The organism is Pseudomonas cremoricolorata (assembly GCF_000759535.1).
Lineage (GTDB): Bacteria > Pseudomonadota > Gammaproteobacteria > Pseudomonadales > Pseudomonadaceae > Aquipseudomonas > Aquipseudomonas cremoricolorata_A.
In genome coordinates, this window is sequence record NZ_CP009455.1 from 4,330,382 (window position 1) to 4,354,846 (window position 24,465).

A 24,465-nucleotide genomic window follows, 5' to 3' on the forward strand; every position below is an offset into this window, starting at 1 on the left:
CCATGCGTGCCATTCGTTGCCTGAGCCTGCTGCTGGCCCTCGCTGCCCCCCTCGCCAGCGCTGACGGCCTGTATCAGGTCGAGATGATGTTGATCAGGCAGAATGCCGTGCCCGCCCAGGCCAGCGCCCCCGCCCCCGCCCACTGGCGTGAGGGCGCCACGCCGCTTGCGGCCGACGCCGAGCGCCCAGGCCGGCTCAACGGCGAGCTCGAGCGCCTGCAAGGCAATCCTGAGTACAGCGTGCTGCTGCATAAGTCGTGGGAGCAATCGCTTGGCGCGCAGCCGAGCCTGATCGCCCTCAGTGGCGGCGAATCGAGCTATGGCCGCTTCCCCATCGAAGGCACGCTGAGCCTTGCCGAAGGTCGCTTCATCGCGGCCCAGGCGCGCTTCTGGGTCAACCAGCTCGACGGCAATGGGCGGGTGATCGAAAGCGAACAGTTCCGCCAGAGCAACGCCAACGTCAAACGCGCCCAGCTCAACTTCCTCGACGGTGGTCATCTGGCGCTGCTGCTCAAGGTCACCCCCGTCGGCGGTCGGCAACCGGCGCCGGTCGATACTGACCTGCTGGAGCAGTGACGGTGGCCGAGCCGCGCGCCCTGACCCTGCTTCGTCACTCCGACACCTGGACCGAGCAGTTCGATCCACGGACCTTGAAGCGCGGCGCCGAGTACGCTCGCCAGGGCCGATCGAGGCTCATCAAGATCGACGATCTGTCGATCATCGCCCGCTGCGAAGGCTCGGGGGCCGAGTTCTACCAGCAGTCCATCAACCTCATCGCCCAGCCGACTGGCCTGCGGTTGATCTGCCGGTGCAGTTGCCCGGTGCAAGGCAACTGCAAGCACAGTGCTGCGGCACTGTACACCTTGCAGGCGCAGGCCCAGGCCAGTGCCGGCGATGATCCGTCGCAGCAACTGCCGCCGGAGCTCAACTCCTGGATGACCGGCCTGGAGAACCCGACCAGCAGCGATGCCGCCAGACCCGACAGCAAGGGACGGGCGCTGTATTACCAGGTCGGGATGGATGATCCTCAGTGCTACCTGCAGGTGCACAAAGGTGTGCTCGACAGCGCCGGCGAGCTGGAGCTGACCCCGGTCAAGTCGCTGCCCGAACTGGTCTACTACCCACCGCGTTATGTGAGCGACGGCGATAAACGCCTGCTGCGCCTGCTGGAAAGCCACCGCCCACATGGCACATTGCAGTCAAGGATTGCCCTGCATGGCGCCGAAGGCGCGGAAATCCTCGAATACGCCTTGGCAACCGGGCGCCTGTTGTGGGCACCGCAGTTGCCAGCCTTGACCCCAGGCCCCGCGCGCAGCGCAGCGTTTCGCTGGTTGCGCAGTGACAGCGGTCACTACCGGGGCGCCTGGTTCGAGGGTGACAGCGCGCTCGAACAGGTGTTACCGCTGGCGCCCTTGTTCTACCTCGACAGCCAACAGCGCCTGCTGGGCAAGCTTGAGCACGAGCTCGACCCCTTCATCGCTACGCAGTTGTCCCAGGCGCCGAGCGTGCCCGAGCATTTGATCGTGCCGCTGAGCCATCGCCTCAACGCGCTCAATCGTCAGGTGCCGACCCCTACCCAGGTACGCAGTGAGCGCCTCGATGACGTGCAGCCGGTACCGCACCTGACCTTGGGCAGCATCGAGTTCAGCGCCTACGCCACCAAGACCGGACGCATGCAGCGGCAGATGCAGCACCGCGCAGCGCTGTCGTTCGACTACCTGGGCGTGCGCGCCAGCGGCAGTAGCGACAAACCGCTGACCCGCCTGCAGGATGCCGTCAGCCAGCGCATCGAGCGCCAGCCGAAGGCGGAAAACGCTGCGCGCAAGGAGCTGCGAGACCTTGGCTTCAAACCTGCCACACGCCAGAGCAAGGCGCTGCCCGACAGCGCTGGTGAGATGCTGCAACTGCCTGACGATGAAGCCTGGCTGAAGGTGTCCCGCGAGGCGTTGCCACGCCTGCGCGAAGCGGGATGGGTGATCGACGTGCAGCGCGACTTCTCGTTCAACCTACACAGCGTCGAGGACTGGTATGCCGACATCGACGAAGCCTCGGGCCGCGAATGGTTCGACCTGGAGCTAGGCATCGTCGTCGATGGCCAACGCCATAGCCTGCTGCCCATCGTCCTGCAACTGCTGCGCAGCAACCCGGAACTGCTGCGCCAGGGCGAACTGGCACGGCGTGGCGACGATGATCACCTGCTGGTCGATCTCAACCAGCATCGCCCGGAAGGCCCGGCCATGCGTGTCGCCCTGCCCTACGGTCGCCTGCGCACGCTGATGGCGACCTTGGGCGATCTGTTCCACGGCGACGATCCCGGCAATGGGCAGATCCGCCTGGATCGCGCTGACGCCGCGCGCCTCAACCAGCTCGACGCGCTGCCGCTGAAATGGCAAGGCGGCGAAGCGCTGCGCACCCTTGGCCAGCGCCTGCGTGATGCGCGCGAACTGGAAGTAGCGCCCCCTGAGCGACTCATGGCCAGCCTGCGACCTTACCAGCAGCAGGGCCTGAACTGGCTGCAGGCGCTGCGTGAGCTAGGTGTGGGCGGCGTGCTGGGCGATGACATGGGCCTGGGCAAGACCTTGCAGACTCTGGCCCATCTGCTTCTGGAGAAGCAGGCCGGGCGCCTGCAGCGACCCGCCCTGGTCGTGCTGCCCACCAGCCTGGTGCCGAACTGGATCGACGAAGCGCAGCGCTTCGCCCCCGACCTGCGCGTGCTCAGCCTGCACGGCCCAGGCCGCAGCAAGTATTTCGCACAGCTTGCCGAGTACGACCTGGTGCTCACCACCTACGCCCTGGTACCACGCGACCTCGAACACCTGCGCGGGCAACCCTGGCATGTGCTGGTGCTCGACGAAGCGCAGAACATCAAGAGCAGCACCAGCAAGGCCGCCAGTGCGCTGCGAGAATTGCAGGCCCAGCAGCGTGTCTGCCTGAGCGGTACACCGGTGGAGAACAACCTGGGCGAGCTGTGGTCGCTGTTCCACTTCCTCATGCCAGGGTGGCTCGGCGATCAGAAAGCTTTCAACCGCGACTACCGTACACCCATCGAGCGCCACGGCGACACTGAGCGCATGGCCCACCTGGCCCGGCGCATCAGGCCGTTTTTGTTGCGCCGTACCAAGGAAGACGTCGCCCGCGACCTGCCGCCCAAGACCGAGATGATTCACTGGGTCGAGCTCAGCGATGCCCAGCGCGATACCTATGAAGCGGTGCGCGTGGCGATGGACGAGAAAGTGCGTGACGAGATCGCCCGCAACGGTGCGGCGCGCAGCCAGATCGTCATTCTCGATGCGCTGCTCAAGCTGCGCCAGGTGTGCTGCGACCTGCGCCTGGTCAAGAGCAGCCAACTGAAGCCCGCCCAGCACGAGACCGGCAAGCTCGGCAGCCTGCTGCAGATGCTCGACGAGCTGCTGAGTGAAGGACGGCGAATCTTGCTGTTCTCGCAGTTCACCTCGATGCTGGCACTGATCGAGCAGGCGCTGGTCAAGCGTGGTATTCGCTACAGCCTGCTCACAGGCGACACCCGCGACCGCCGCGCGCCGGTGACGGCCTTCCAGAACGGCGACAGCGAAGTGTTCCTGATCAGCCTCAAGGCTGGGGGCACTGGACTGAACCTGACCGCCGCCGACACGGTGATCCACTACGACCCCTGGTGGAACCCGGCCAGCGAAAACCAGGCCACCGACCGCGCCTACCGCATCGGCCAGGACAAGCCCGTGTTCGTCTTCAAGCTGATCACCCGCGGCACGGTGGAGGAAAAGATTCAGCAACTGCAGCAAGACAAGGCCGCGCTGGCCGCAGGCCTGCTGGGTGACGAGCAGGCCGGGCAATGGCGTATGAGCGACGACGATATCGAGGCGCTGTTCGCACCGCTACCGCCGCGGCGCGCGCGGTAGGGGCAGCTGCAAGCTGCAAGCTGCAAGCTGCAAGCTGCAAGCTGCAAGCTGCAAGTCAGAGCCTAACCTGAGCTTGCTGCTTATGGCTCGCCGCTCACTGCGCGCGGCGCAGTGCCTCCAACGCCTGGAGCCAGCGGGGCTGTTCGCGGTAGTCGGTGCGGGGGAATCCGCGACCGCGCATGCTGGCGATGCGGGGTGAGGGCTGTACCTGCAGGCGCTGGGCGGCGCTCAGGGCCAGTTCGGCGGCGGCGCGGTCATTGCAGACCAGCCCCATGTCGCACCCGGCGCTCAAGGCGGCTTCGATCCGACTGGCGGCATCGCCCGCCACATGGGCACCGGCCATCGACAGGTCATCGCTGAAAATCACTCCAGTGAAGCCCAGCTCGCCGCGCAGGATGTCCTGCAGCCAACGCCGCGAGAATCCGGCCGGCTGATTGTCCACCTGGGGATAGATGACATGCGCCGGCATCACGGCGGCCAGCTGTCCGCTCAGGTGCTTGAACGGCAGCAGATCGGCCTGGCGCAGTTGCTCGAGGCTGCGCTCGTCGGTAGGAATGGCGACATGCGAGTCGGCCTCGGCCCAGCCATGGCCAGGGAAATGCTTGCCACAGGCAGCCATCCCGGCAGCGTTCATGCCGCGGATGAAAGCACCGGCCAGGGCGGTGGCGCGCTGCGGATCACCCTCGAAGGCGCGGGTGCCGACCACGGCACTGCGTTGGTGATCGAGGTCCAGAACCGGCGCGAAGCTCAGGTCCAGCCCCACCGCCAGCACTTCGGTGGCCATCAGCCAGCCGCACTGCTCGGCCAGGTACTCGGCGTTGTCGTACTCGGCCAGGCTGCGCATGGCCGGCAGGCGCACGAAGCCCTGGCGCAGGCGCTGCACCCGGCCGCCTTCCTGATCCACCGCCAGAATCAGGTCGGGGCGGATGGCGCGAATCGACGCGCACAACTCACGCACCTGACGCGGGCTGTCGATGTTGCGGGCGAAGATGATCAGGCCGGCCACTTGCGGCTGACGAAGCAGGTGGCGGTCTTCGGCGGTCAGCCACAGGCCGTCGATATCCACCATCAGGGAGCCTTGCAGGCAGGCAGTCATAGGAAATCCTTGAAGACAGGAAGAATTGAAACGCAAGGTCTACGCCTTGGCTGGCGCAGGCGGGTTGACCGGTTTGCTGCGTGGGCGCAATTGCGCGTCGGCCATGGCGGCATCGCTGACGGCGGTATCGGCGCGCATGCCGGCAGCGAGGAACGGCACCATCAGGCGCATCACCTGCTCGATCGAGGTATTGATGCCGAAATCGTTCTCGGCGATGGCGCGCAGAGCCTTGATTCCGGACATGCTGAACGCGGCGGCGCCGAGCATGAAATGCACGCGCCAGAACAGCTCCAGTGGCGGAATACGGGGCGCGGCTTCGTTGACCAACAGCATGTAACGGCGGAACACCTTGCCGTACATGTCTTCCAGGTAACGTCGCAGGTGACCTTGGCTCTCGCTGAACGCAAGGCCCAGCAGGCGCATGAAGATGGAGAGGTCGTTGTTGCTGCGAGGCTGTACCGCCAGGGCCTGGTCGACCAGCATTTCCAGCAGCTCTTCGAGGCTCGGCTTGAGCTCGGGGCGCGCCTGGCGCCGCTCCAGCTCACGTTCCAAGCTTGCGCAGAACGGCCCGAGAAAACGCGAGAAGACCGCCTGGATCAGCGCTTTCTTCGAGCCGAAGTGGTAATTTACCGCCGCCAGGTTGACCCCGGCCTTGCTGGTAATCAGCCGCAGCGAGGTTTCTGCAAAGCCTCGTTCCGCGAACAGCTGCTCGGCAGCGTCGAGAATGCGTTCAACGGTTTCGGATTGGGCCATTACCTGATTCCACTCGCCAGACAAACAGTTGTTTGAAACATACGTTTCAGTCTACCGCCTGTCAAGGATCGGTGACTGACCGGTCGTTATCTGACACCCCTTTCGAGGCCTGGCTCGCTAACCTGTACGCCTGCTTGTCCCTCGGCCTCACAGCGCATCGTGCCATGCCGATGGCACAGGACGCTTGCAGCCGCCCAACTACTGTATATAATCCCAGTCACTGGATAAAAAGACAGAGCGCCCGCCATGTTGAAACTGACGCCACGCCAAGCCGAGATCCTCGCCTTCATCAAACGCTGCCTCGAAGACAATGGCTTTCCCCCTACCCGCGCTGAAATCGCCCAGGAGCTGGGGTTCAAGTCGCCGAATGCGGCTGAAGAACATCTCAAGGCCCTGGCCCGCAAGGGCGCCATCGAAATGACCCCGGGCGCATCCCGCGGCATTCGCATTCCTGGCCTTGAGGCCAAGCCTGAAGACTCCAGCCTGCCGATCGTCGGCCGGGTCGCCGCCGGCGCGCCGATTCTCGCCGAACAGCATATCGAGCAATCCTGCAACATCAGCCCCGACTTCTTCAATCCGCGTGCCGATTATCTGCTGCGGGTGCACGGTACCAGCATGAAGGACATCGGCATTTTCGATGGTGACCTGCTCGCCGTGCACACCTGCCGTGAGGCCCGCAACGGCCAGATTGTCGTCGCGCGTATCGGCGACGAAGTCACGGTCAAGCGCTTCAAGCGCGAAGGCAGCAAGGTCTGGCTGATTGCAGAAAACCCTGAATTTGCGCCCATCGAGGTCGACCTGAAGGATCAGGAACTGGTCATCGAAGGCCTGAGTGTTGGCGTGATTCGCCGCTGATCGAGGAACCCCTGATGCAGACATCCACCCACGCACCCGAGCACAGCCAGTTGTCACTGTTCGAAGCCTTTCTGGCCCAGCCCGTGCTGCCCGGCCTCAAGGTCCGCGAACCGGCCGGAGAGTACTTCGAGCCCGACCTGTTCAGCGAGCTGACCCTGCGCGGTGCGTCGGGCCCCTGCCACAGCCTGTTGGCCCCGGTACTCAGAGAGCTCAGCGAAGAAGATGACACCCGCTGGCTGACCCTCATCGCGCCTCCTGCCAGCCTGACTCAGGCCTGGCTGCGCCATGCCGGGCTTAACCGTGAACGCATCCTGCTGCTGCAACCACGCACCGGTCAAAGCGCCCTGCACCTGGCCGCAGAAGCGCTGCGCCTGGGCCGTAGCCACACTGTGGTCAGCTGGCTTGGCAGCCTCAATGCCTCTGCCCGCCAACTGCTGATCCGCTCTGCCAGTGCCGGAAACGCACAAAGCCTGAACATCCGCATCGGCTGATGTCCAGGCTTTGCCTGTATCGCTGAATGAATCACCTTCCAACCCCTTGAGCGCCACGCACGATCAGTGCAGTACGCGGGGGCCTTCTTCGCGCTCGAGTTCGCCTTCGACCAAACGGCCAGCCATCTGCACGCCCACGCTGAGCATGGCTTTGGCGACTTCGACGTGCTGTCCTTGCAGAAATACCTTGGCGTCTTCAGAGAAACTCAAGGTCACCAATGACCCTTCATCTTCGGCGCGGCGTAGCTCGATGCGGCCATCCGGCAACTCGACAATTTCAAGAAACGACGTTGACATAAAGGGCTGTTCTCCACTAAAGGCGTGCATTGTAACAGCCACTGCCGGGATCAGCACTCACTCAACGCGTCACGAAAACGTCGCACAACGTCCTTGAGCTGGCTGCGCCATTCCTGCAATTGCTCATGGCGAAGCGTTGGCGACTCTGGCTCATCCAGGTTCACGGCCTGGATCAGCGGCTGGGTAACGTCACCCTTGGCGACTTTCACCGCGACCGGCGGTCGGAACAAATCTTCATAAGCATTGAGCAAACGCGCCAGCCAGGTTTCCCGCTGCGCGGCCAGTTCGAGCATTTCGGCCATTTCCGGGATGCGCAGTTCGCGCAGCGCCGAGTCGTTCAACAACGCACGGGCATCGCGACCGCCCTCCTCCAGGCGATAAAAGCCTGCAATCTCGTGACACAACCCCAGCAGTGCGCCGTACAGGTGAAACACAGCCGCCTCGCGCTCCGCCTGAACCAGGCCCTGGGCATTGAGCGCGCGGCTCTGCTGCGCCTTGGCCATCGATTCCAGCGCCAGGCCGGCGAAGAACAGTTTCTGATTGGTACGGGTGTAGCGTTCCTGGGCCATGGACGGGATTCCCTGAATGGATAAGGTCAGAGCCGCAGTGTCAGCGACATCGCCAGGCGGCGGCAAGCGCAAACGCATCGGGGGCAAGCAGGTTTCCCCGCTTGCCCCCGATTGGACTGCTCAGCTCACGCTCAGCGTTTGTCTTCGACCTTCCACGTCTTGCCGTCGTAGAAGGCCTTCCAGCCCGTGGGTTTGCCCTCGACCTCGGTCTGCACGTATTGCTCCTTGGTCTTGCGGCTGTAGCGAATCACACTCGGACGACCTTCCGGATCGTGCTGCGGTGCATCACAGAGGAAGTGGTACTTGGCATCGATTTCAGCCTTGTGCGGCACGATCTCCTTGACCAGCGGCGCACGGGTCTCGCGGTTCTTGGGGAACTGACTGGCCGCCAGGAACAGCCCGGATGCACCGTCACGCAGTACGTAGGTGTCGTCGACCTTCTCGCACTTGAGCTCAGGCATCTCCACCTTGTCCATCTTCGGCGGCGCCGCTTCGCCGCTCTTGAGCAGCTTGCGGGTGTTCTTGCACGCAGGGTTGGTGCAACCGAAGAACTTGCCGAAGCGGCCAGTCTTGAGCTGCATCTCACTGCCGCACTTGTCGCATTCCAGGCTCGGGCCTTCGTAGCCCTTGATGCGGTAGCTGCCTTCCTCGATCTCGTAGCCTGGGCAATCCGGGTTGTTGCCGCAGATATGCAGCTTGTGCTTCTCGTCGAGCAGGTACGCATCCATGGCCGTGGCACAGATTGGGCAACGGTGCTTGGCGCGCAGCACCCGCGACTCGGACTCGCCCTCGTCGTCGGCAGCGATCTCGTCGCCCGGCACTAGGTTGACCGTGGCCTTGCAACGCTCCTTGGGCGGCAGGCTGTAGCCCGAGCAACCGAGGAACACACCGGTGGACGCGGTGCGGATCATCATCGGCCGACCGCATTCCTTGCAGGCAATGTTGGTCAGGGTTGGCTGGTTGGCACGCATGCCGTTTTCGTTGGCTTCAGCGGTCAGCAGCTTCTGGCTGAAGTCGCCATAGAATTCGTCGAGGACGTTCTTCCAGTCGCGTTCGCCGTGGGCGACGTCATCGAGGTTCTCTTCCATGCCGGCGGTGAAGCCGTAGTCCATCAGGTTGGAGAAGCTTTCCGAGAGACGCTCGGTGACGATGTCGCCCATCTTCTCGGAATAGAAGCGGCGATTGTGCAGGGTCACGTAACCGCGGTCCTGGATGGTGGAAATGATCGCCGCATAGGTCGAAGGACGACCGATACCGCGTTTTTCCATTTCCTTGACCAGGCTGGCTTCGGTGAAGCGCGCCGGCGGCTTGGTGAAATGCTGGCTGGGGTCGAGTTCGAGCAGCTTCAGCGCCTCGCCCTGGGCCATTTCCGGCAGCACGTCGTCTTCGCCAGGCTTGCTCTGTTGCGGCAACACACGGGTGTAACCATCGAACTTGAGGATGCGGCCCTTGGCCCGCAGCTCGAAGTCGCCGGCCACCGCGGTGATGCTGGTGGACAGGTACTGCGCCGGTGGCATCTGGCAGGCCAGGAACTGGCGCCAGATCAGCTCGTACAGGCGCTCGGCATCACGCTCCATGCCACTGAGCTTGCTTGGGTGGGTATTGACCTCGGACGGACGAATCGCTTCGTGCGCCTCCTGGGCACCCTGCTTGCTGCCATAGACGATCGGCGCTGCGGGCAGGTACTGACTGCCAAATTCGCGCTCGATATAGCTGCGGGCCATTTCCACGGCATCGGTCGACAGGTTGGTCGAGTCGGTACGCATGTAGGTGATGTAGCCGGCCTCATACAAGCGCTGGGCCATCATCATGGTCTTCTTCACGCCGAAGCCCAGACGGTTGCTGGCGGCCTGCTGCAGGGTCGAGGTGATGAATGGCGCCGACGGCTTGCTGCTGGTCGGGCGGTCTTCGCGCTTGCTGACGCTGTAGCTGGAGACCTTGAGGGCGTCCAGGGCGGCCATGGCCTGGGCCTGGTTCAGCGGCTTGAAGGCCTCGCCGTTGTGCCGCGCCACTTCGAAGCGCACCTTGGCGTTCTTGGCGCTGCTCAGATCGGCGTGGATTTCCCAGTATTCCTCAGGGTTGAATGCGCGGATTTCCCGCTCACGCTCGACCACCAGCTTGACCGCCACCGACTGCACACGCCCGGCCGAGAGGCCGCGGGCGATCTTGGCCCACAGCAGCGGCGAGACCATGTAGCCCACCACGCGATCGAGGAAGCGCCGCGCCTGCTGGGCATTGACGCGGTCGATGTCGAGTTCGCCCGGTTGCGAGAACGCTTCCTGAATGGCTTTCTGGGTGATTTCGTTGAACACCACGCGCTTGTAGCGGGTGTCATCGCCGCCGATGGCCTCGCGCAGGTGCCAGGCGATGGCCTCCCCCTCGCGGTCCAAGTCGGTTGCGAGATAGATGGTGTCGGCATCCTTGGCCAGACGACGCAGTTCGTCGATGACCTTTTCCTTGCCGGGAAGGATTTCGTACTTGGCCTTCCAGCCCGATTCGGGGTCGACGCCCATGCGCGCCACCAGCTGGCGACGGGCCTTTTCCTTCGGCGTGAGTACCGGTGCGTCGGGCGCGGCCTTGCCGCGTTTGGCGGCCGGCTCCTTGGAGGCGCTAGCCGAACCGCTGGTGGGGAGGTCGCGGATATGGCCGATACTCGACTTCACCACGTACTGGCTGCCCAGGTACTTGTTGATGGTCTTGGCCTTGGCCGGGGATTCCACAATGACCAGCGATTTGCCCATGGATCGGAATATTCCTGAATCTGAAGATGAAAAACGCGCCAGGTGCCGGACGCGGCACCGCTATATATAGTGGCGACAGAGTGAGGTCAAGCGCAGTCGTCTAGGCCTCGGTCGCAGGCGGCAGGTCAAAACGCCCTGCTTCAGCGGTCAGCAGAGCAAAGCGCGGCACCTGCTCACCGTCAACCTCGACGGTCTCGAGAAACATCGCGAGCGGCCGCACCCACAGGCCGAAATCGCCATACAGGCACTGGTAGACGACCACCCACTCTTCGTTCTCCGAATGCCTTGCGGTGCCGAATACGCGGTACTCAGGCCCTTTGTAATGACGGTAAATGCCTGGTTGTACCTGCATGTGACACTCCTGCTGAAACTGCGTGAAAAACAAAAACCGGGGCACTAGGCCCCGGCTGCTGTGACAACGACGCGATCAGACGCGTTCGAACACAGTGGTGATGCCCTGACCCAGGCCGATGCACATGGTTGCCACGCCCAAGGTGCCGCCGTTCTGCTTCATGACGTTGAGCAAGGTGCCGGAAATTCGCGCACCTGAGCAACCGAACGGATGGCCCAAGGCAATTGCGCCGCCGTGCAGGTTAACCTTCTCATTCATCTTGTCGAGCACTTTCAAATCTTTCAGTACCGGCAGGGCCTGTGCAGCGAAGGCTTCGTTGAGCTCGAAGTAGTCGATGTCGGCGATGCTCAGACCCGCGCGCTTGAGCGCTTTCTGCGTCGCCGGCACCGGACCGTAACCCATGATCGCCGGGTCGACACCGGCCACTGCCATCGAACGCAGCACCGCCAGCGGCTCGATGCCCAGGTCCATGGCGCGCTGCCCCGACATGACGATCATGCACGAGGCGCCGTCGGTGATTTGCGAGGAGCTGCCTGCCGTCACGGTGCCGCCCTTGGGGTTGAAGGCCGGCTTCAGCGCCGCCAGACCTTCCAGGGTGGTTTCCGGACGAATGGTTTCATCGAAGTCGAAGACCTTGAGGAAACCGTCGGCGTCATGCCCCTGCATGGGGATGATCTCGTCCTTGAACTTGCCCTCGACCGTGGCCTTGTGCGCCAGCTGGTGCGAGCGCAGGGCGAACTGGTCCTGCTGCTCGCGGCTGATGCCGTGCATCTTGCCGAGCATTTCCGCGGTCAGGCCCATCATGCCCGAGGCCTTGGCCGCGTGCAGCGACAGGTGCGGGTTGGGATCGACGCCATGCATCATGCTCACATGGCCCATGTGCTCGACACCGCCGATGACGAACACGTCACCGTTGCCGGTCATGATCGCCTGGGCCGCGGTGTGCAGCGCGCTCATCGACGAGCCGCACAGACGGCTGACGGTCTGCGCCGACGAGGTGTGCGGAATCGGCGTCATCAGCGAGGCCATGCGGGCGATGTTCCAGCCCTGTTCCAGGGTCTGGTTGACGCAGCCCCAGATGACATCTTCGACTTCTTTCGGATCGACCTTGGGGTTGCGTTCCAACACCTTGGTGATCAGTTGCGCCGACAGGTCTTCGGCGCGGGTATTGCGATGCATGCCACCCTTGGAGCGGCCCATGGGCGTACGACCGAAGTCGACGATCACCACGTCTCTTGGATTCAGGCTCATATCAAATCTCTCGCTCTAGCTGTTGACCGCTCAGTTGAAGAAACGCTGGCCGCTGGCGGCCATTTCGCGCAGCTTGGCGGTCGGGTGGTACAGCGGCCCCAGGTCGGCATAGCGATCGGCCAGGGCGACGAATTCGGCAACACCGACCGAGTCGATGTAGCGCAGCGCACCGCCGCGGAAGGGAGGGAAGCCAATACCGTAGACCAGGCCCATGTCCGCCTCGGCGGCGGTTTCGACGATGCCGTCTTCCAGGCAGCGCACGACCTCCAGGCAAAGCGGGATCATCATCCAGTTGATGATGTCGTCATCGCTCAGCTCGCGATGCTCGTAGATCACCGGTTTAAGCACATCGAGCACGCTCGGGTCGGCGACTTTCTTCGGCTTGCCGCGCTTGTCGGTCTCGTAGGCGTAGAAGCCCTTGCCGTTTTTCTGGCCCAGGCGCTTGGCCTCGTACAAGGCATCGATCGCCGAGCGGCGCTCGTCCTTCATGCGGTCCGGGAAGCCGTCGGCCATGACGTCGCGGCCATGGTGACCGGTGTCGATACCGACCACGTCCATCAGGTACGCCGGGCCCATGGGCCAGCCAAACTTCTCCATCACCTTGTCGATGCGCACGAAGTCGACACCGGCGCTGACCAGCCGGGCGAAGCCGCCGAAATACGGGAACAGCACGCGGTTGACCAAAAAGCCCGGGCAGTCGTTGACCACGATCGGGTTCTTGCCCATTTTCTTGGCGTAGGCCACGGTGGTGGCGACGGCCACATCGCTGGACTTCTCGCCACGGATCACTTCCACCAGCGGCATCATGTGCACCGGATTGAAGAAGTGCATGCCGACGAAGTTTTCCGGACGTTTCAGCGCCTGGGCCAGAAGATTGATGGAGATCGTCGAGGTGTTGGAGGCCAGGATGGTGTCTTCCTTCACCTGCCCTTCGACCTCGGCCAGCACGGCCTGCTTGACCTTGGGGTTCTCGACCACCGCTTCGACCACGATGTCGACGTTGGCGAAGTCGCCATACGACAGCACCGGGCGAATCGCATTGAGCGCTTCGGCCATCTTCGCTGGAGTCAGGCGGCCTTTTTCCACGCGATTGCCGAGCAGCTTGGACGCTTCGTTGAGCCCCAACTGAATGGCTTCTTCGCGGATGTCCTTCATCAGGATCGGCGTACCCTTGACCGCCGACTGGTAGGCGATGCCGCCGCCCATGATACCGGCACCGAGCACAGCCGCCTGTTGCACGTCGCGGGCGATCTGGTCGTGGGCCTTGGCCTTGCGCTTGAGCTCCTGGTCGTTGAGGAACAGGCCGATCAGGCTTTCGGCGACCGAGGTCTTGGCCAGCTTGGCGAAGCCTGCGGCCTCGACTTCCAGGGCCTTGTCACGGCCGAAGTTGGCCGCTTTCTGGATCGACTTGATCGCCTCGACCGGGGCCGGGTAATTCGGCCCGGCCTGACCTGCGACGAAGCCCTTGGCGGTTTCGAACGCCATCATCTGCTCGATGGCATTGAGCTTGAGCTTGTCGAGCTTGGGCTGGCGCTTGGCCTTGAAGTCCAGCTCACCGGAAATGGCGCGCTTGGCCAGATCGAGGGCCGCAGCCTGGAGCAGTTCGGGCGCCACCACGGCGTCTACCGCGCCGACCTTGAGGGCATCGTCTGCGCCGTTTTCCTTGCCGGCGGCAATCCACTCGATGGCATTGTCCGGGCCGATCAGGCGCGGCAGGCGCACGGTGCCGCCAAAGCCTGGGTAGATGCCCAGTTTGACTTCCGGCAGGCCAATCTTGGCGCTGCTGGCCATGACTCGGTAGTCGGCAGCCAGGCACATTTCCAGACCGCCGCCCAGGGCGATGCCATTGATCGCGGCGACGGTGGGCACCGCGAGGTCTTCGAAGGCGCTGAAGATGCGGTTGGCCTGCAGGCTGCCGGCGACCAGCTCAGCTTCGGGCAGCTTGAAGTTGTCGACGAACTCGGTGATGTCGGCGCCGACGATGAACACGTCCTTGCCGCTGCTGACGATCACGCCCTTGACCGAGGCATCGGCACTGATGGCCTCGATGGCCTGACGCAATTCTTCGAGGGTGAGACGGTTGAACTTGTTGACGGACTCACCCTTGAGGTCGAACTGCAGTTCGACGATGCCGCTTTCAAGAGCCTTAACCGTGATGGCTTTACCTTCGTAAATCATCAACTGATCTCCACGATATGGAAGCTGAACTGTACCCACTGGTCTCTGGAGAACCGCGGCCATGACGCCGCGTTTACCAGGCACACCCGCCAGCAGGCTGTTCGGGATTCTGTACAAGCGTCTTCAGAGACAAACGCTCAATTCATACGCCCGTTTGATTTGGGTCGGCACAGATTCTGCGAAATGTGCAGGGTTGTCAAATGCCCGACGCGCTGGGGAAATGGCGACCTTGCAGTCAGTTTGTAGCCGTTCGGTTCCCGCCTGCGCAACGCTGATCACCGGGCATTCACACAGAGCATGGGACCACGCCAATGTGGCAAACGCTGCAGCGACACCCTGCAGTTGCCAAACAACGGCTATAGTCTGGTGGCTTCCGGCCTGCCTGGCCTTTCTGCGCAAGCAGAACGCATCGCGGGGCCGCAGCGTTCGCCGTTTCGATCAATGATTGATGACGGCGAACGCTGCGGCCCCGCGATGTCGTTATGCGGGTCTAACTATTGGGTAGCCAGATGTTTCAGGCGAGGGTATCGAGGGCCTGCTTGATGGACTCCACCACGCCCTCGTCGCCACGCTCGCCCCAGTACAGGGCAATCATGCGCGGGTCGGCTTCGACCTTGTAGACGCTCTCAGGCAGGGTGGCGAACACGCTCAGCAGGTGCGCCTGGCTGCATTCCTCACGCCACTGGTTCCACCACACGCCGGGGCTGACTTGCCAGTAGCTCCAGGCATCCTGCCGCCCGGCGCGGCGTCCACGGTGATACTGCGGGCAGGGGCTGGGGGGTTGCTTTTCCAGCCAGTGCGGCCACTGCTGCGGCGCCAGCTGCATGGCCAGGCCCGCCCGCCGCCCTTCAAGCCGCAGGTCCATCTGCCGGCTCTGCTTGCGCGAAGGGCGTAGCCAGGCCAGCGGGCTCAAGATCAGCCCGAGGATTGACACCACTAGCCAGAAAGTCATATCTGTACGTCCCCTGAAGCGTTGCGAATGAGCGTGCCAGTGCCGATTGCGGCAAGCGGCTCGAAAGCGACCATACTTCCATTACCCCGACTGTCAGGAGCGCCGCTCATGTCCTATACCCATCTTCTGGTCGCCGTCGATCTGACGGAAGAGTGCGACCCGGTGATCAAACGCGCCATGGCCATTGCCGGGCCGAACGGCGCCAAGGTGTCGCTGGTGCACATCGTCGAACCGATGGCGATGGCCTTCGGCGGTGACGTGCCGATGGACCTGTCGCAGTTGCAGCAACAGCAGTTCGATCAGGCCAAGGAGCGCATGGCCCACCTGTTCGCCAAATACCCTGACATCAAGCAAGGCGCCTCTCACCTCGTCTACGGTCAGCCACGCCAGGAAATTCATCATTTCGCAAAGGAGAAACAGTGCGATCTGATCGTCGTCGGCAGCCACGGCCGCCACGGCCTGGCGCTGCTGCTGGGCTCGACAGCCAATGACGTACTGCACGGTGCGCCATGCGATGTTCTGGCCGTGAGTCTGCAGAAAAAAGCAGAGTGATCATCGGGCGGCGCTCATCGGGGCGCCGCAGCTTCTCCAGCAACCGTTCCTGCCGTCAGCCTTCCAGTTCGGCCCAACGCTCCACCAGCCCATCGAGCTCAGCCTGTAACTGCTCCAGTTGCACCAGCACCGCCGTGGTTTCGCCAATCGGCCGCTGGTAGAACCCCGCATCAGCGATCTCGGCCTGCACGGCCGCCATTTTCTGCTCCAGCGCATCGATCTGCAGCGGCAACTGCTCGAGCTCGCGCTGCAGCTTGTAGCTGAGCTTCTTCTTGCTACCATCGGCCTCGGCCACCGCCGCAACCGCAGCGGGCGCCGGCTCGGCAACCTTCGCCACCACCGCGCTGTTGAGCTCGGACTTGCCACCCTTGCTCTCGGTCACGCCCAGCAGGCGCGGCGAGCCGCCTTGGCGAATCCAGTCTTCATAACCGCCGACGTACTCACGCACACGCCCTTCGCCTTCGAAGACCAGGGTGCTGGTGACCACGTTGTCGAGGAAGGCCCGGTCGTGGCTAACCATCAGCACCGTACCCTTGTAGTTGGAAAGCACTTCCTCCAGCAGCTCGAGGGTCTCGACGTCGAGGTCGTTGGTCGGTTCGTCGAGCACCAGCAGGTTGGCCGGCTTGCTGAACAGTTTTGCCAGCAGCAGCCGTGCGCGCTCACCACCGGACAGCGCCTTGACCGGGGTGCGGGCACGCTGCGGGCTGAACAAGAAGTCGCCCAGGTAGCTCAGCACGTGCCGGCTCTGCCCGTCGATCTCGATGAAGTCGCGGCCTTCGGCAAGATTGTCGATGACGGTCTTTTCCAGGTCGAGCTGATGGCGCAGCTGATCGAAATAGGCCACTTCCAGCTTGGTCCCGCGATCGACCCGGCCGCTGACCGGCTCAAGGTCGCCGAGCATCATCTTCAGCAGGGTGGTCTTGCCGGTGCCGTTGGCGCCCAGCAGGCCGATACGGTCCTGACGTTGCAGGACCATGGAGAAGTCTTTGACCAGCAGCGGCCCACCAGGGTGAGCGAAGCTGACGTTTTCCAGCTGCATGACCTGCTTGCCGGATTTTTCTGCCGCTTCGATCTGGATGTTGGCCTTGCCCTGCCGCTCACGGCGCTCGCCGCGCTCGACGCGCAGCGCCTTGAGCGCACGCACGCGGCCTTCGTTACGGGTGCGGCGGGCCTTGATGCCCTGGCGAATCCACACTTCTTCCTGGGCCAGGCGCTTGTCGAACAGTGCGTTGGCGGTTTCCTCGGCGGCCAGCGCGGCCTCTTTATGCACCAGGAAGCTGGCGTAATCGCCGTTCCAGTCGATCAGCCCACCGCGGTCGAGCTCGAGGATGCGGGTGGCGAGGTTCTGCAGGAAGGACCGGTCGTGGGTGATGAACAGCACGGCGCCACCGAAGCCCTTGAGGGCTTCTTCGAGCCAGGCGATGGCACCGATGTCGAGGTGGTTGGTCGGCTCGTCGAGCAGCAGCAGGTCAGGCTCGGAAACCAGCGCCTGGGCCAGCAGCACGCGACGCCGCCAGCCACCGGAGAGCTCGGCGAGGGTCTTGTCGGCCGGCAGTTGCAGGCGGCTCAGGGTGCTGTCGACCAGTTGCTGCAAGCGCCAGCCGTCGCGCGCTTCGAGCTCGTGCTGGACGTGCATGAGCTTGTCCAGGTCGGCGTCGCTGTGGATGTTCTGGCTCAGGTGATGGTACTGGGCGAGCAACGCGCCGACGCCATCGAGCCCCTCGGCGACGACATCGAACACGCTGCGCCCGTCAGCCACGGGCAATTCCTGCGGCAGTTCGCCGATCTTGAGCCCCGGGCTGCGCCAGATCTCGCCGTCGTCGGGCTTTTGCTCGCCCTTGACCAGGCGCAGCATGCTCGACTTGCCGGTGCCGTTGCGGCCGATGATGCACACCCGCTCGCCACGGGCGATTTGCCAGGACACCTTGTCGAGCAGCGGCATGGCGCCGAACGCGAGGGACACATCGCTGAATTTGAGAAGGGTCATGGTCGTCTCCAGAAAGCGGGCGCGCATTCTACCCGGTTTGACGCCAGGCGGCACGCGCCGGACGCGCAGTCGCGGCCCGCCGCACCCACCGCCCGTCCAGAACCCGGACGCAGCCGTGCGGAGCTTTCACCCAGCCCCGGCAAACGGCTAAGCTAGGCGCCTGTCACCCCACAGTGCTGGCTACGCCGCCACTTTTCCATGGTTCAACTGCACGGACGTATCATGCGCAGCCGCCTGTTCCCGATCATCTCTTGCCTGCTGCTCGGCGCCGCCATCACCAGCGCCGCCCAGGCCACCGACATTACTCAGCAGCGCCAGTACTACGATGAGGCCAAACGCGCCCTGGCCAAGGGCGACAAAGGCCCGTACCAGCGTTACGCCCAGGCCCTGAGCGATTATCCGCTGACGCCGTACCTGGCCTACGACGAACTGACCGCGCGCCTGAAATCGGCCAGCAACCAGGAAATCGAAGCCTTCCTCGCCGCCCACGGCGACCTGCCCCAGGCCAACTGGATGAAACTGCGCTGGTTGCGCTGGCTGGCCGAACGTGGCGAATGGGACACCTTCGCCCGCTACTACAGCCCCAAGCTCAACTTCACCGAACTCGACTGCCTCAACGGCCAGTACCAGCTCAGCCATGGCCAGCGCGCCGAGGGCTTGGCCACGGCAGAAAAACTCTGGCATGTCGGCAAGTCACAGCCGGCCGCCTGCGATGTGCTGTTCGGCATGTGGGCCGCCGAGGGTCAGCTGACCGAGGCCAAGCGCTGGGAGCGCCTGAAACTCGCCGCGCAGACCCGTAACTACGCGCTCGCCAACAGCCTGGTCAACGGCCTTGCCACCCTCAACAGCCAGGGCAAGCTGCTGATCGAGGTGGCGCAAAAGCCCGAACTGCTCAACCAGCCGTCGCGCTTCATGCCTGCCACCGAGGCGATGTCCGACATCGTCAGCCTAGGTTTGCGGCGCTTGGCCCGGCAGGATCCGGAACGGGCCATGGCGATGCTCGACGACTACGCCCAGCGCATGCACTTCTCGCGCGACGAAAAAGTCGCCATCGCCCGCGAGATCGGCCTGACCCTGGCGCGCCGCTACGATCCACGCGCGCTGCAACTGATGACCGGCTACGACCCCGACCTGCGTGACGACACGGTCAGCGAATGGCGCATGCGCCTGCTGCTGCGCCTGGGCCGCTGGCAGGACGCCTACGACCTGACCCGCCGCCTGCCGCCGGAACTGGCCGCCAGCAACCGCTGGCGCTACTGGCAGGCGCGCAGCCTGGAACTGGCCCAGCCGAACAACCCGCAAGTGCCGGCGCTGTACAAGACCGTGGCCCGCGAGCGTGATTTCTATGGCTTCCTCGCCGCCGACCGGGCGCAGACCCCGTACCAGTTGAACAACAAGCCGCTGGTGCTGAGCCAGCAACTGGTCAACAAGGTGCGCAACACCCCAGGGGTGCGCCGCGCCCTGGAATTCCATGCCCGTGGGCAGATCGTCGACGGTCGCCGCGAGTGGTACCACGTCAGCCGCCACTTCAACCGCGACGAAATGGTCGCCCAGGCGCGCCTGGCCTATGAACTGCGCTGGTACTTCCCGGCGATCCGCACCATCAGCCAGGCGCAGTACTGGGACGATCTGGACATTCGCTTCCCGATGGCGCACCGCGACACCCTGGTGCGTGAAGCCAAGGTGCGCGGGCTGCATTCGAGCTGGGTGTTCGCCATCACCCGCCAGGAAAGCGCGTTCATGGACGATGCCCGTTCTGGTGTCGGCGCCAGCGGCCTGATGCAGCTGATGCCGGCCACGGCCAAGGAAACTGCGCGCAAGTTCAGCATTCCGCTGGCCTCCCCGGCTCAGGTGCTCAACCCTGACACCAATATCCAGCTTGGCGCCGCCTACCTGAGTCAGGTGCATAGCCAGTTCAATGGCAACCGCGTGCTGGCTTCGGCGGCCTATAACGCCGGGCCGGGCCGGGTTCGACAGTGGCTGCGCGGGGCCAAGCATTTGAGCTTCGATGTGTGGGTGGAGTCGATTCCGTTCGATGAGACCCGGCAGTATGTGCAGAACGTGTTGTCGTACTCGGTGATCTACGGGCAGAAGCTCAATTCGCCGCAGCCGTTGGTGGATTGGCATGAGCGGTATTTTGATGATTTGTGAGGTGGCGGGGTTGAGAGTTGTCGGCTTTGAACGTGCAGGGTCGATGACTGTGTAGTTGTGCTGACGGCCCGGTTTCGCCTGGCGGCGACCTACTTTTTTGGGAAAAAGTAGGCAAAACCCCATGCTCCACTAGCCGGCCCTGCACTGCGCTTCGCTCCGTTCCGGGTCCCCTGCGCTCCGGTGCTCTACGGGGCGCCGCGGGCAAGGGTTGCTGCGCAACCCTAACACCTCGCGTCCTCGGCTACGCCTCGGGTGCGCTGACGCGCACGCCCCTTCGAACACCTCCGCTCCGGCCGGCTACAGTCGCGATCTGTGTCGCCTGGAGGATTGAGGTACAAGAGCCTTAGCGCGCCTGGGGCATCGCAGCTGTCGCTGCAGAGGATTGAGTGCTGGCGTCAATGTCAATCACGATGGTGAGCGGCTGCGGCCGGACTATTTAGAGTCGTGAACTTGTCGAAATCTACCTGACTGCCCGCAACCACATGGGCAAAGCGCTTTTTGTACACAGATCGCTCAGACAACACCGATCGCGACTGTAGCCGGCCTTCGTTCCGGTACTCGTAGGGCCGTGCGCGCAGCGCACCCGAGGCGTAGCCGAGGACGCGAGGTGTTAGGGTTGCGCAGCAACCCTTGCCCGCGCTGGCCCGAAGAGTGCCGGAACGCAGGGGACCCGAAACGGAGCGAAGCGCAGTGTAGGGCCGGCTAGTGGAGCACAGGGTTTTCCCCCTTTTTCCCTAAAAAGGGGGTCGCCGCAAGGCGAAACCTGCGATGCAACAGGCGCGAATAGGTGTCGATGCCGGTCCACATATCTACAGACCAGGACAAAGCCAAGCGGCTGCGGCCAGGAAGACCCTCGTAGTTCCGGGGATGGAAACGGCGCTATGACCTGTAGAGAGTCGTTGGCTCTCATGCCCCAGTCGTTCGGAAAGGTGCTCTCTGAAATCGAATAATTGGGCCGCACCGCCCCTCCCCTTGACCCACATCAACCCCCCATTAACCCCACGTTAATCCCTCCCCCCCAGCCTACGCGCACTCTCACTTTGACCAAGGCCTGTCGATGCGCGTCCTGTTGTTGTTGTTCAGTCTGCTGTTGAGCCCGCTGCTCAGCGCCAACCCGTTTGCCGCCAAGGCCGATTTCCTGCCGGTCGATCAGGCGTTTCGGGTCAGCCATGAGCGTTTGGAAGACGGTCAGCTGCGCATCGATGTGCAGATCCAGCCGGGTTACTACCTGTACCAGAAGCGCCTGAAGTTCGACGGCCTGAGCGCCGAGCAGCAGCCGGTGCTGCCGACGCCGCTGAACCATCACGACGAGTTCTTCGGCGACAGCCCGATCTACCGCGAGCACCTGCAACTGCTGATTCCAGCCGATGCCCAAGGGCAACTGCGCCTGGGCTGGCAGGGCTGCGCCGATGCGGGGTTGTGCTACCCGCCGCAAACCAGCGTCATCGACCTCGGCGGCACGGCGCCTGGCGCGGGGGCGCAGGCCAGCGATCAGGCGTTGGCAGGTTCCCTGGCAGGCGCGAGCCTGGGCTGGAGCCTGCTGGCGTTCTTCGGTCTTGGCCTGCTGCTGGCCTTCACGCCGTGCTCGCTGCCGATGCTGCCGATTCTCGCAGGGCTTGTGCTGGGCCAGGGGGCGACGCCTCGGCGCGGCTGGCTGCTGGCCGGCAGCTACGTGCTGAGCATGGCGCTGGTATATGCCGGGCTGGGCGTGGTCGCCGCGCTGTTGGGCGGCAGCCTGCAGGCCTGGTTGCAGCAACCGTGGCTACTGGCCGCGCTGGCCGGGTTGTTCGTGCTGCTGGCCTTGCCGATGTTCGGGGCCTTCGAACTGCAATTGCCGGCTGCGCTGCGCGATCGCCTCGACCGTGCTGGTCGTGGCGCCCAGGGCGGCAGTCTGTATGGCGCAGCGCTGCTCGGCGCGCTGTCGGGTCTGCTGCTCGGCCCCTGCATGACCGCGCCGTTGGCCGGTGCGCTGCTGTACATCGCGCAAAGCGGTGACGTGCTGCAAGGCGCGCTGGTGCTGTTCAGCCTGGGCCTGGGCATGGGTCTGCCGCTGCTGTTGCTGGTGACCGTGGGCAACCGCTTTCTGCCACGGCCCGGCGCGTGGATGGAACGGATCAAGGCGCTGTTCGGTTTCGTTTTCCTCGGCATGGCGCTGTACATCGCACGCACCTTGCTGCCCGAGCCACTGCTGCTGGGCCTGGCCGGGGCGTGGCTGGCAAGCCTGGCCTGGAGCGCCTGGTGGGCGCTGGCGAGCCACACCGGGCTGCGCGTGCTGGCGCTGCTCGCAGGGCTGTGGGCAAGCCTGATGATGATCGGCGCGGCCGCTGGCGGCAGTGATCCGTGGCAGCCGCTGCAGCCCTTTGCCGGCACCCGCGGGGCCGCAGTGGTCAGCACCGATGCAGGCTTCATCGATGTGCGCTCGCCGGCCGCATTGCAAGGCGAGCTCGACGCCGCACGCAAGGCGGGCCAGTGGGTGATGCTCGACTATTCTGCCGACTGGTGCGTGGCCTGCAAGGTGATGGAAAAGAACGTCTTTGCCCGCGCTGACGTCCAAGCCGCACTGAGCGAGGTGCGCCTGCTGCGACTGGATGTCAGCGCCGACTCGCCTGACAGCCGCGCGCTGCTGCAACGCTATCAGGTGCCCGGCCCGCCCAGCCTGCTGTGGCTTGGCCCTGACGGCAACGAGCGCCGCGCGCAGCGCATCACCGGCGAAGTCGACGCCACCACCCTGCTCGAGCATTGGAGCGCAACCCGGAGCCAAGGCTGATGCTGACCGTCACCCTCGGGCCACTGACCATGGCCCTCAATCACCTGCTGCTGCTCGCTGCCCTGGGCCTGGCCAGCCTGGTCGGCTGGTGGGTCGCACGGCGCGGTGGCGAGAACCCGGAATCGGCGCTGTTCAACCTGTTCCTGCTCGGCCTGCTCGGCGCCCGCGCAGGCTTCGTGCTGGCCTACTGGCCGCTGTACCGCAACGAGCCGTTGCAGATCATCGACATCCGCGACGGCGGCTTCGTGCTCTGGAGCGGCCTGCTCGGCCTCACCGCAGGCGCCCTCTGGTACGCCTACCGGCGCCCTGCCCTGCGCCGGCCGCTGGGCTGGGCGCTGAGCTGCGGCGTGCTGTTCTGGGGCCTGGCCAGCCTGGGTAGCCACCTGTACAGCAAGGGCACCGAATTGCCCGAACTGACCCTGCGCGATGCTCAGGGCGAGCCGGTGGCCTTGCACGACTACCGTGGCCGACCGCTGGTGATCAACCTGTGGGCCACCTGGTGCCCGCCGTGCCGGCGGGAAATGCCAGTGCTGCAGCAGGCCCAGCACGACTACCCAAACGTGACCTTCCTGTTCGTCAACCAGGGCGAAAGCGCGGCCAACGTCAGCACCTTCATGACCACCACCGGGCTGAACCTGTCCCACGTACTGTTCGACAGTGGCGGCCGCCTGGCCCAGCAGGTTGGCTCGCTGGCCCTGCCCACCACCCTGTTCTACACCGCCGAAGGCCGCCTGGTCGGCAGTCACCTGGGCGAGCTGTCACGCGCCAGCCTGCACCACGCCCTCCAAGGCCTCGACGCTCCCGCCGCAATCCAAGGAAACTGATATGCGTTCTGCTGCACTCATCACCCTCGCGCTGCTCGGCGCCCCACTGGCCCAGGCTGAATCGCTGCCCGCCGCCATCCAACAGATCGAGGCCAAAGGCGCGGTGATCAAGGGCCAGTTCGATGCGCCCGACGGCCTGCGCGGGTACGCCGCCGAGTATCAGGGCAACGCCCTGGCGCTGTACCTCACCGCCGGCGGCAAGCATGTACTGGTGGGCAACCTGTTCGATGCCAAGGGCGACGACCTGAGCGCCGAGCCGTTGCAACGGCTGGTGCACGAGCCGATGGGCAAGGTGCTCTGGGGCAAGATGCAGGACAGTGCCTGGATCGCCGACGGCAAGGCTGACGCCCCACGCATCGTCTACGTCTTCAGCGACCCCAACTGCCCGTACTGCAACCTGTTCTGGGAACAGGCACGGCCCTGGGTCGAGTCCGGCAAGGTGCAGTTGCGCCACATCATGGTCGGCATCATCCGCGCCGACAGCCCCGGCAAGTCAGCGGCGCTGCTCGCGGCCAAAGACCCGGCCAAGGCGCTGCATCAGCACGAAGCCGCCGGCAAAGGCAGCGCGCTCAAGGCGCTCGAACCGATCCCTGAGGCGGTCAAGCAGCAACTGGCCGGCAACATGGCCTTGATGCAGGGCATGGGCCTGCAAGCCACCCCGGCGATCTTCTACCTCGACGAACAAGGCCGCATGCAGCGCCAGCAGGGCGCGCCCCAGCCGCAGATGCTCGAACGCATCCTCGGCAAGCGCTAG

The 24,465-nt window shown here is 64.3% G+C and carries 19 protein-coding genes; 9 read left to right on the forward strand and 10 right to left on the reverse strand.

Annotation, left to right across the window (positions count from 1 at the left end; genetic code table 11):
• Window positions 1-2 precede the first annotated feature (2 nt).
• Together LK03_RS19570 and LK03_RS22070 are read left to right on the forward strand one after the other, a co-directional pair.
• Window positions 3-575, forward strand: a complete 573-nt coding sequence (locus tag LK03_RS19570) for a CsiV family protein (RefSeq protein ID WP_038414188.1) — start codon at window positions 3-5, stop codon at window positions 573-575.
• A 2-nt stretch (window positions 576-577) separates the two neighbouring features.
• Complete coding sequence (locus LK03_RS22070) at window positions 578-3,895, forward strand: DEAD/DEAH box helicase (protein ID WP_081951648.1); 3,318 nt, start codon at window positions 578-580, stop codon at window positions 3,893-3,895.
• A gap of 94 nt (window positions 3,896-3,989) precedes the next feature.
• Here LK03_RS22070 and nagZ read toward each other — a convergent pair whose 3' ends face one another.
• A complete protein-coding gene (gene nagZ, locus LK03_RS19580; protein WP_205621250.1) occupies window positions 3,990-4,979 on the reverse strand; it encodes a beta-N-acetylhexosaminidase in 990 nt (329 codons plus the stop codon).
• A 51-nt stretch (window positions 4,980-5,030) separates the two neighbouring features.
• Window positions 5,031-5,744, reverse strand: coding sequence for a TetR/AcrR family transcriptional regulator (locus LK03_RS19585; RefSeq protein ID WP_038414190.1), 714 nt, complete (start codon window positions 5,742-5,744; stop codon window positions 5,031-5,033).
• Window positions 5,745-5,990: 246 nt separating this feature from the next.
• On the opposite strand from LK03_RS19585, the gene lexA reads away from it, so the two are divergent.
• Entirely contained in the window at window positions 5,991-6,599 is a 609-nt protein-coding gene (gene lexA / locus LK03_RS19590; protein ID WP_038414192.1) for a transcriptional repressor LexA, read from the forward strand.
• Between the two features lie 14 nt (window positions 6,600-6,613).
• Window positions 6,614-7,090: an SOS-induced cell division inhibitor SulA gene (gene sulA, locus LK03_RS19595; RefSeq protein WP_038414194.1), complete on the forward strand. Its 477-nt coding sequence runs from the start codon at window positions 6,614-6,616 to the stop codon at window positions 7,088-7,090.
• A gap of 63 nt (window positions 7,091-7,153) precedes the next feature.
• Here the strand turns inward: sulA and LK03_RS19600 are convergent, their stop codons facing one another.
• The 7 genes from LK03_RS19600 to LK03_RS19630 all read right to left on the reverse strand — a co-directional run bounded on the left by LK03_RS19600 (window position 7,154) and on the right by LK03_RS19630 (window position 15,430).
• Window positions 7,154-7,387: a hypothetical protein gene (locus LK03_RS19600; protein ID WP_038414196.1), complete on the reverse strand. Its 234-nt coding sequence runs from the start codon at window positions 7,385-7,387 to the stop codon at window positions 7,154-7,156.
• Between the two features lie 50 nt (window positions 7,388-7,437).
• Window positions 7,438-7,956, reverse strand: a complete 519-nt coding sequence (locus tag LK03_RS19605) for a DUF6586 family protein (RefSeq protein WP_038414197.1) — start codon at window positions 7,954-7,956, stop codon at window positions 7,438-7,440.
• Between the two features lie 131 nt (window positions 7,957-8,087).
• Window positions 8,088-10,697, reverse strand: a complete 2,610-nt coding sequence (gene topA, locus LK03_RS19610; RefSeq protein ID WP_038414203.1) for a type I DNA topoisomerase — start codon at window positions 10,695-10,697, stop codon at window positions 8,088-8,090.
• 100 nt (window positions 10,698-10,797) lie between these two features.
• The gene (locus tag LK03_RS19615) at window positions 10,798-11,049 is read right to left on the reverse strand and encodes a DUF1653 domain-containing protein (protein ID WP_038414204.1); all 252 of its coding nucleotides are present in this window, start codon (window positions 11,047-11,049) and stop codon (window positions 10,798-10,800) included.
• A gap of 75 nt (window positions 11,050-11,124) precedes the next feature.
• Window positions 11,125-12,300: an acetyl-CoA C-acyltransferase FadA gene (gene fadA / locus LK03_RS19620; protein ID WP_038414206.1), complete on the reverse strand. Its 1,176-nt coding sequence runs from the start codon at window positions 12,298-12,300 to the stop codon at window positions 11,125-11,127.
• A gap of 30 nt (window positions 12,301-12,330) precedes the next feature.
• Window positions 12,331-14,478 carry a fatty acid oxidation complex subunit alpha FadB gene (gene fadB / locus LK03_RS19625; RefSeq protein WP_038414208.1) on the reverse strand — a complete coding sequence of 716 codons (2,148 nt, stop codon included), beginning with the start codon at window positions 14,476-14,478 and terminating at the stop codon, window positions 12,331-12,333.
• Window positions 14,479-14,992: 514 nt separating this feature from the next.
• On the reverse strand, window positions 14,993-15,430 hold the full coding sequence (locus tag LK03_RS19630) for a hypothetical protein (RefSeq protein WP_038414209.1): 438 nt from the start codon (window positions 15,428-15,430) through the stop codon (window positions 14,993-14,995).
• Window positions 15,431-15,538: 108 nt separating this feature from the next.
• Here LK03_RS19630 and LK03_RS19635 point away from each other — a divergent pair, with 108 nt between their 5' ends.
• Entirely contained in the window at window positions 15,539-15,982 is a 444-nt protein-coding gene (locus LK03_RS19635) for a universal stress protein (RefSeq protein WP_038414211.1), read from the forward strand.
• A 55-nt stretch (window positions 15,983-16,037) separates the two neighbouring features.
• Here LK03_RS19635 and LK03_RS19640 read toward each other — a convergent pair whose 3' ends face one another.
• Window positions 16,038-17,969: an ATP-binding cassette domain-containing protein gene (locus LK03_RS19640; protein WP_038414213.1), complete on the reverse strand. Its 1,932-nt coding sequence runs from the start codon at window positions 17,967-17,969 to the stop codon at window positions 16,038-16,040.
• Window positions 17,970-18,191: 222 nt separating this feature from the next.
• Between LK03_RS19640 and LK03_RS19645 the strand changes: the two genes are divergently transcribed.
• The 4 genes from LK03_RS19645 (at window position 18,192) to dsbG (ending at window position 24,465) form a co-directional block, all read left to right on the forward strand.
• Window positions 18,192-20,120: a transglycosylase SLT domain-containing protein gene (locus tag LK03_RS19645; protein ID WP_038414217.1), complete on the forward strand. Its 1,929-nt coding sequence runs from the start codon at window positions 18,192-18,194 to the stop codon at window positions 20,118-20,120.
• 1,057 nt (window positions 20,121-21,177) lie between these two features.
• A complete protein-coding gene (gene dsbD / locus LK03_RS19650; RefSeq protein ID WP_038414219.1) occupies window positions 21,178-22,887 on the forward strand; it encodes a protein-disulfide reductase DsbD in 1,710 nt (569 codons plus the stop codon).
• The gene (locus tag LK03_RS19655) at window positions 22,887-23,711 is read left to right on the forward strand and encodes a TlpA family protein disulfide reductase (RefSeq protein WP_038414221.1); all 825 of its coding nucleotides are present in this window, start codon (window positions 22,887-22,889) and stop codon (window positions 23,709-23,711) included. The genes dsbD and LK03_RS19655 overlap by 1 nt, the downstream gene beginning before the upstream one ends.
• Before the next feature lies 1 nt (window position 23,712).
• Window positions 23,713-24,465: a thiol:disulfide interchange protein DsbG gene (gene dsbG / locus LK03_RS19660; RefSeq protein ID WP_038414222.1), complete on the forward strand. Its 753-nt coding sequence runs from the start codon at window positions 23,713-23,715 to the stop codon at window positions 24,463-24,465.

Excerpts from the sequence above, each read along its gene's own strand:
- fadA (WP_038414206.1), bottom strand. The coding sequence starts at position 12,300 with ATGAGCCTGAATCCAAGAGACGTGGTGATCGTCGACTTCGGTCGTACG.
- LK03_RS19635 (WP_038414211.1), top strand. The coding sequence starts at position 15,539 with ATGTCCTATACCCATCTTCTGGTCGCCGTCGATCTGACGGAAGAGTGC.
- sulA (WP_038414194.1), top strand. The coding sequence starts at position 6,614 with ATGCAGACATCCACCCACGCACCCGAGCACAGCCAGTTGTCACTGTTC.
- LK03_RS19600 (WP_038414196.1), bottom strand. The coding sequence starts at position 7,387 with ATGTCAACGTCGTTTCTTGAAATTGTCGAGTTGCCGGATGGCCGCATC.
- fadB (WP_038414208.1), bottom strand. The coding sequence starts at position 14,478 with ATGATTTACGAAGGTAAAGCCATCACGGTTAAGGCTCTTGAAAGCGGC.
- LK03_RS19605 (WP_038414197.1), bottom strand. The coding sequence starts at position 7,956 with ATGGCCCAGGAACGCTACACCCGTACCAATCAGAAACTGTTCTTCGCC.
- LK03_RS19655 (WP_038414221.1), top strand. The coding sequence starts at position 22,887 with ATGCTGACCGTCACCCTCGGGCCACTGACCATGGCCCTCAATCACCTG.
- LK03_RS19615 (WP_038414204.1), bottom strand. The coding sequence starts at position 11,049 with ATGCAGGTACAACCAGGCATTTACCGTCATTACAAAGGGCCTGAGTAC.
- LK03_RS19570 (WP_038414188.1), top strand. The coding sequence starts at position 3 with ATGCGTGCCATTCGTTGCCTGAGCCTGCTGCTGGCCCTCGCTGCCCCC.
- LK03_RS19630 (WP_038414209.1), bottom strand. The coding sequence starts at position 15,430 with ATGACTTTCTGGCTAGTGGTGTCAATCCTCGGGCTGATCTTGAGCCCG.
- dsbD (WP_038414219.1), top strand. The coding sequence starts at position 21,178 with ATGCGCGTCCTGTTGTTGTTGTTCAGTCTGCTGTTGAGCCCGCTGCTC.
- lexA (WP_038414192.1), top strand. The coding sequence starts at position 5,991 with ATGTTGAAACTGACGCCACGCCAAGCCGAGATCCTCGCCTTCATCAAA.
- dsbG (WP_038414222.1), top strand. The coding sequence starts at position 23,713 with ATGCGTTCTGCTGCACTCATCACCCTCGCGCTGCTCGGCGCCCCACTG.
- LK03_RS19645 (WP_038414217.1), top strand. The coding sequence starts at position 18,192 with ATGCGCAGCCGCCTGTTCCCGATCATCTCTTGCCTGCTGCTCGGCGCC.
- LK03_RS19585 (WP_038414190.1), bottom strand. The coding sequence starts at position 5,744 with ATGGCCCAATCCGAAACCGTTGAACGCATTCTCGACGCTGCCGAGCAG.
- topA (WP_038414203.1), bottom strand. The coding sequence starts at position 10,697 with ATGGGCAAATCGCTGGTCATTGTGGAATCCCCGGCCAAGGCCAAGACC.
- LK03_RS19640 (WP_038414213.1), bottom strand. The coding sequence starts at position 17,969 with ATGACCCTTCTCAAATTCAGCGATGTGTCCCTCGCGTTCGGCGCCATG.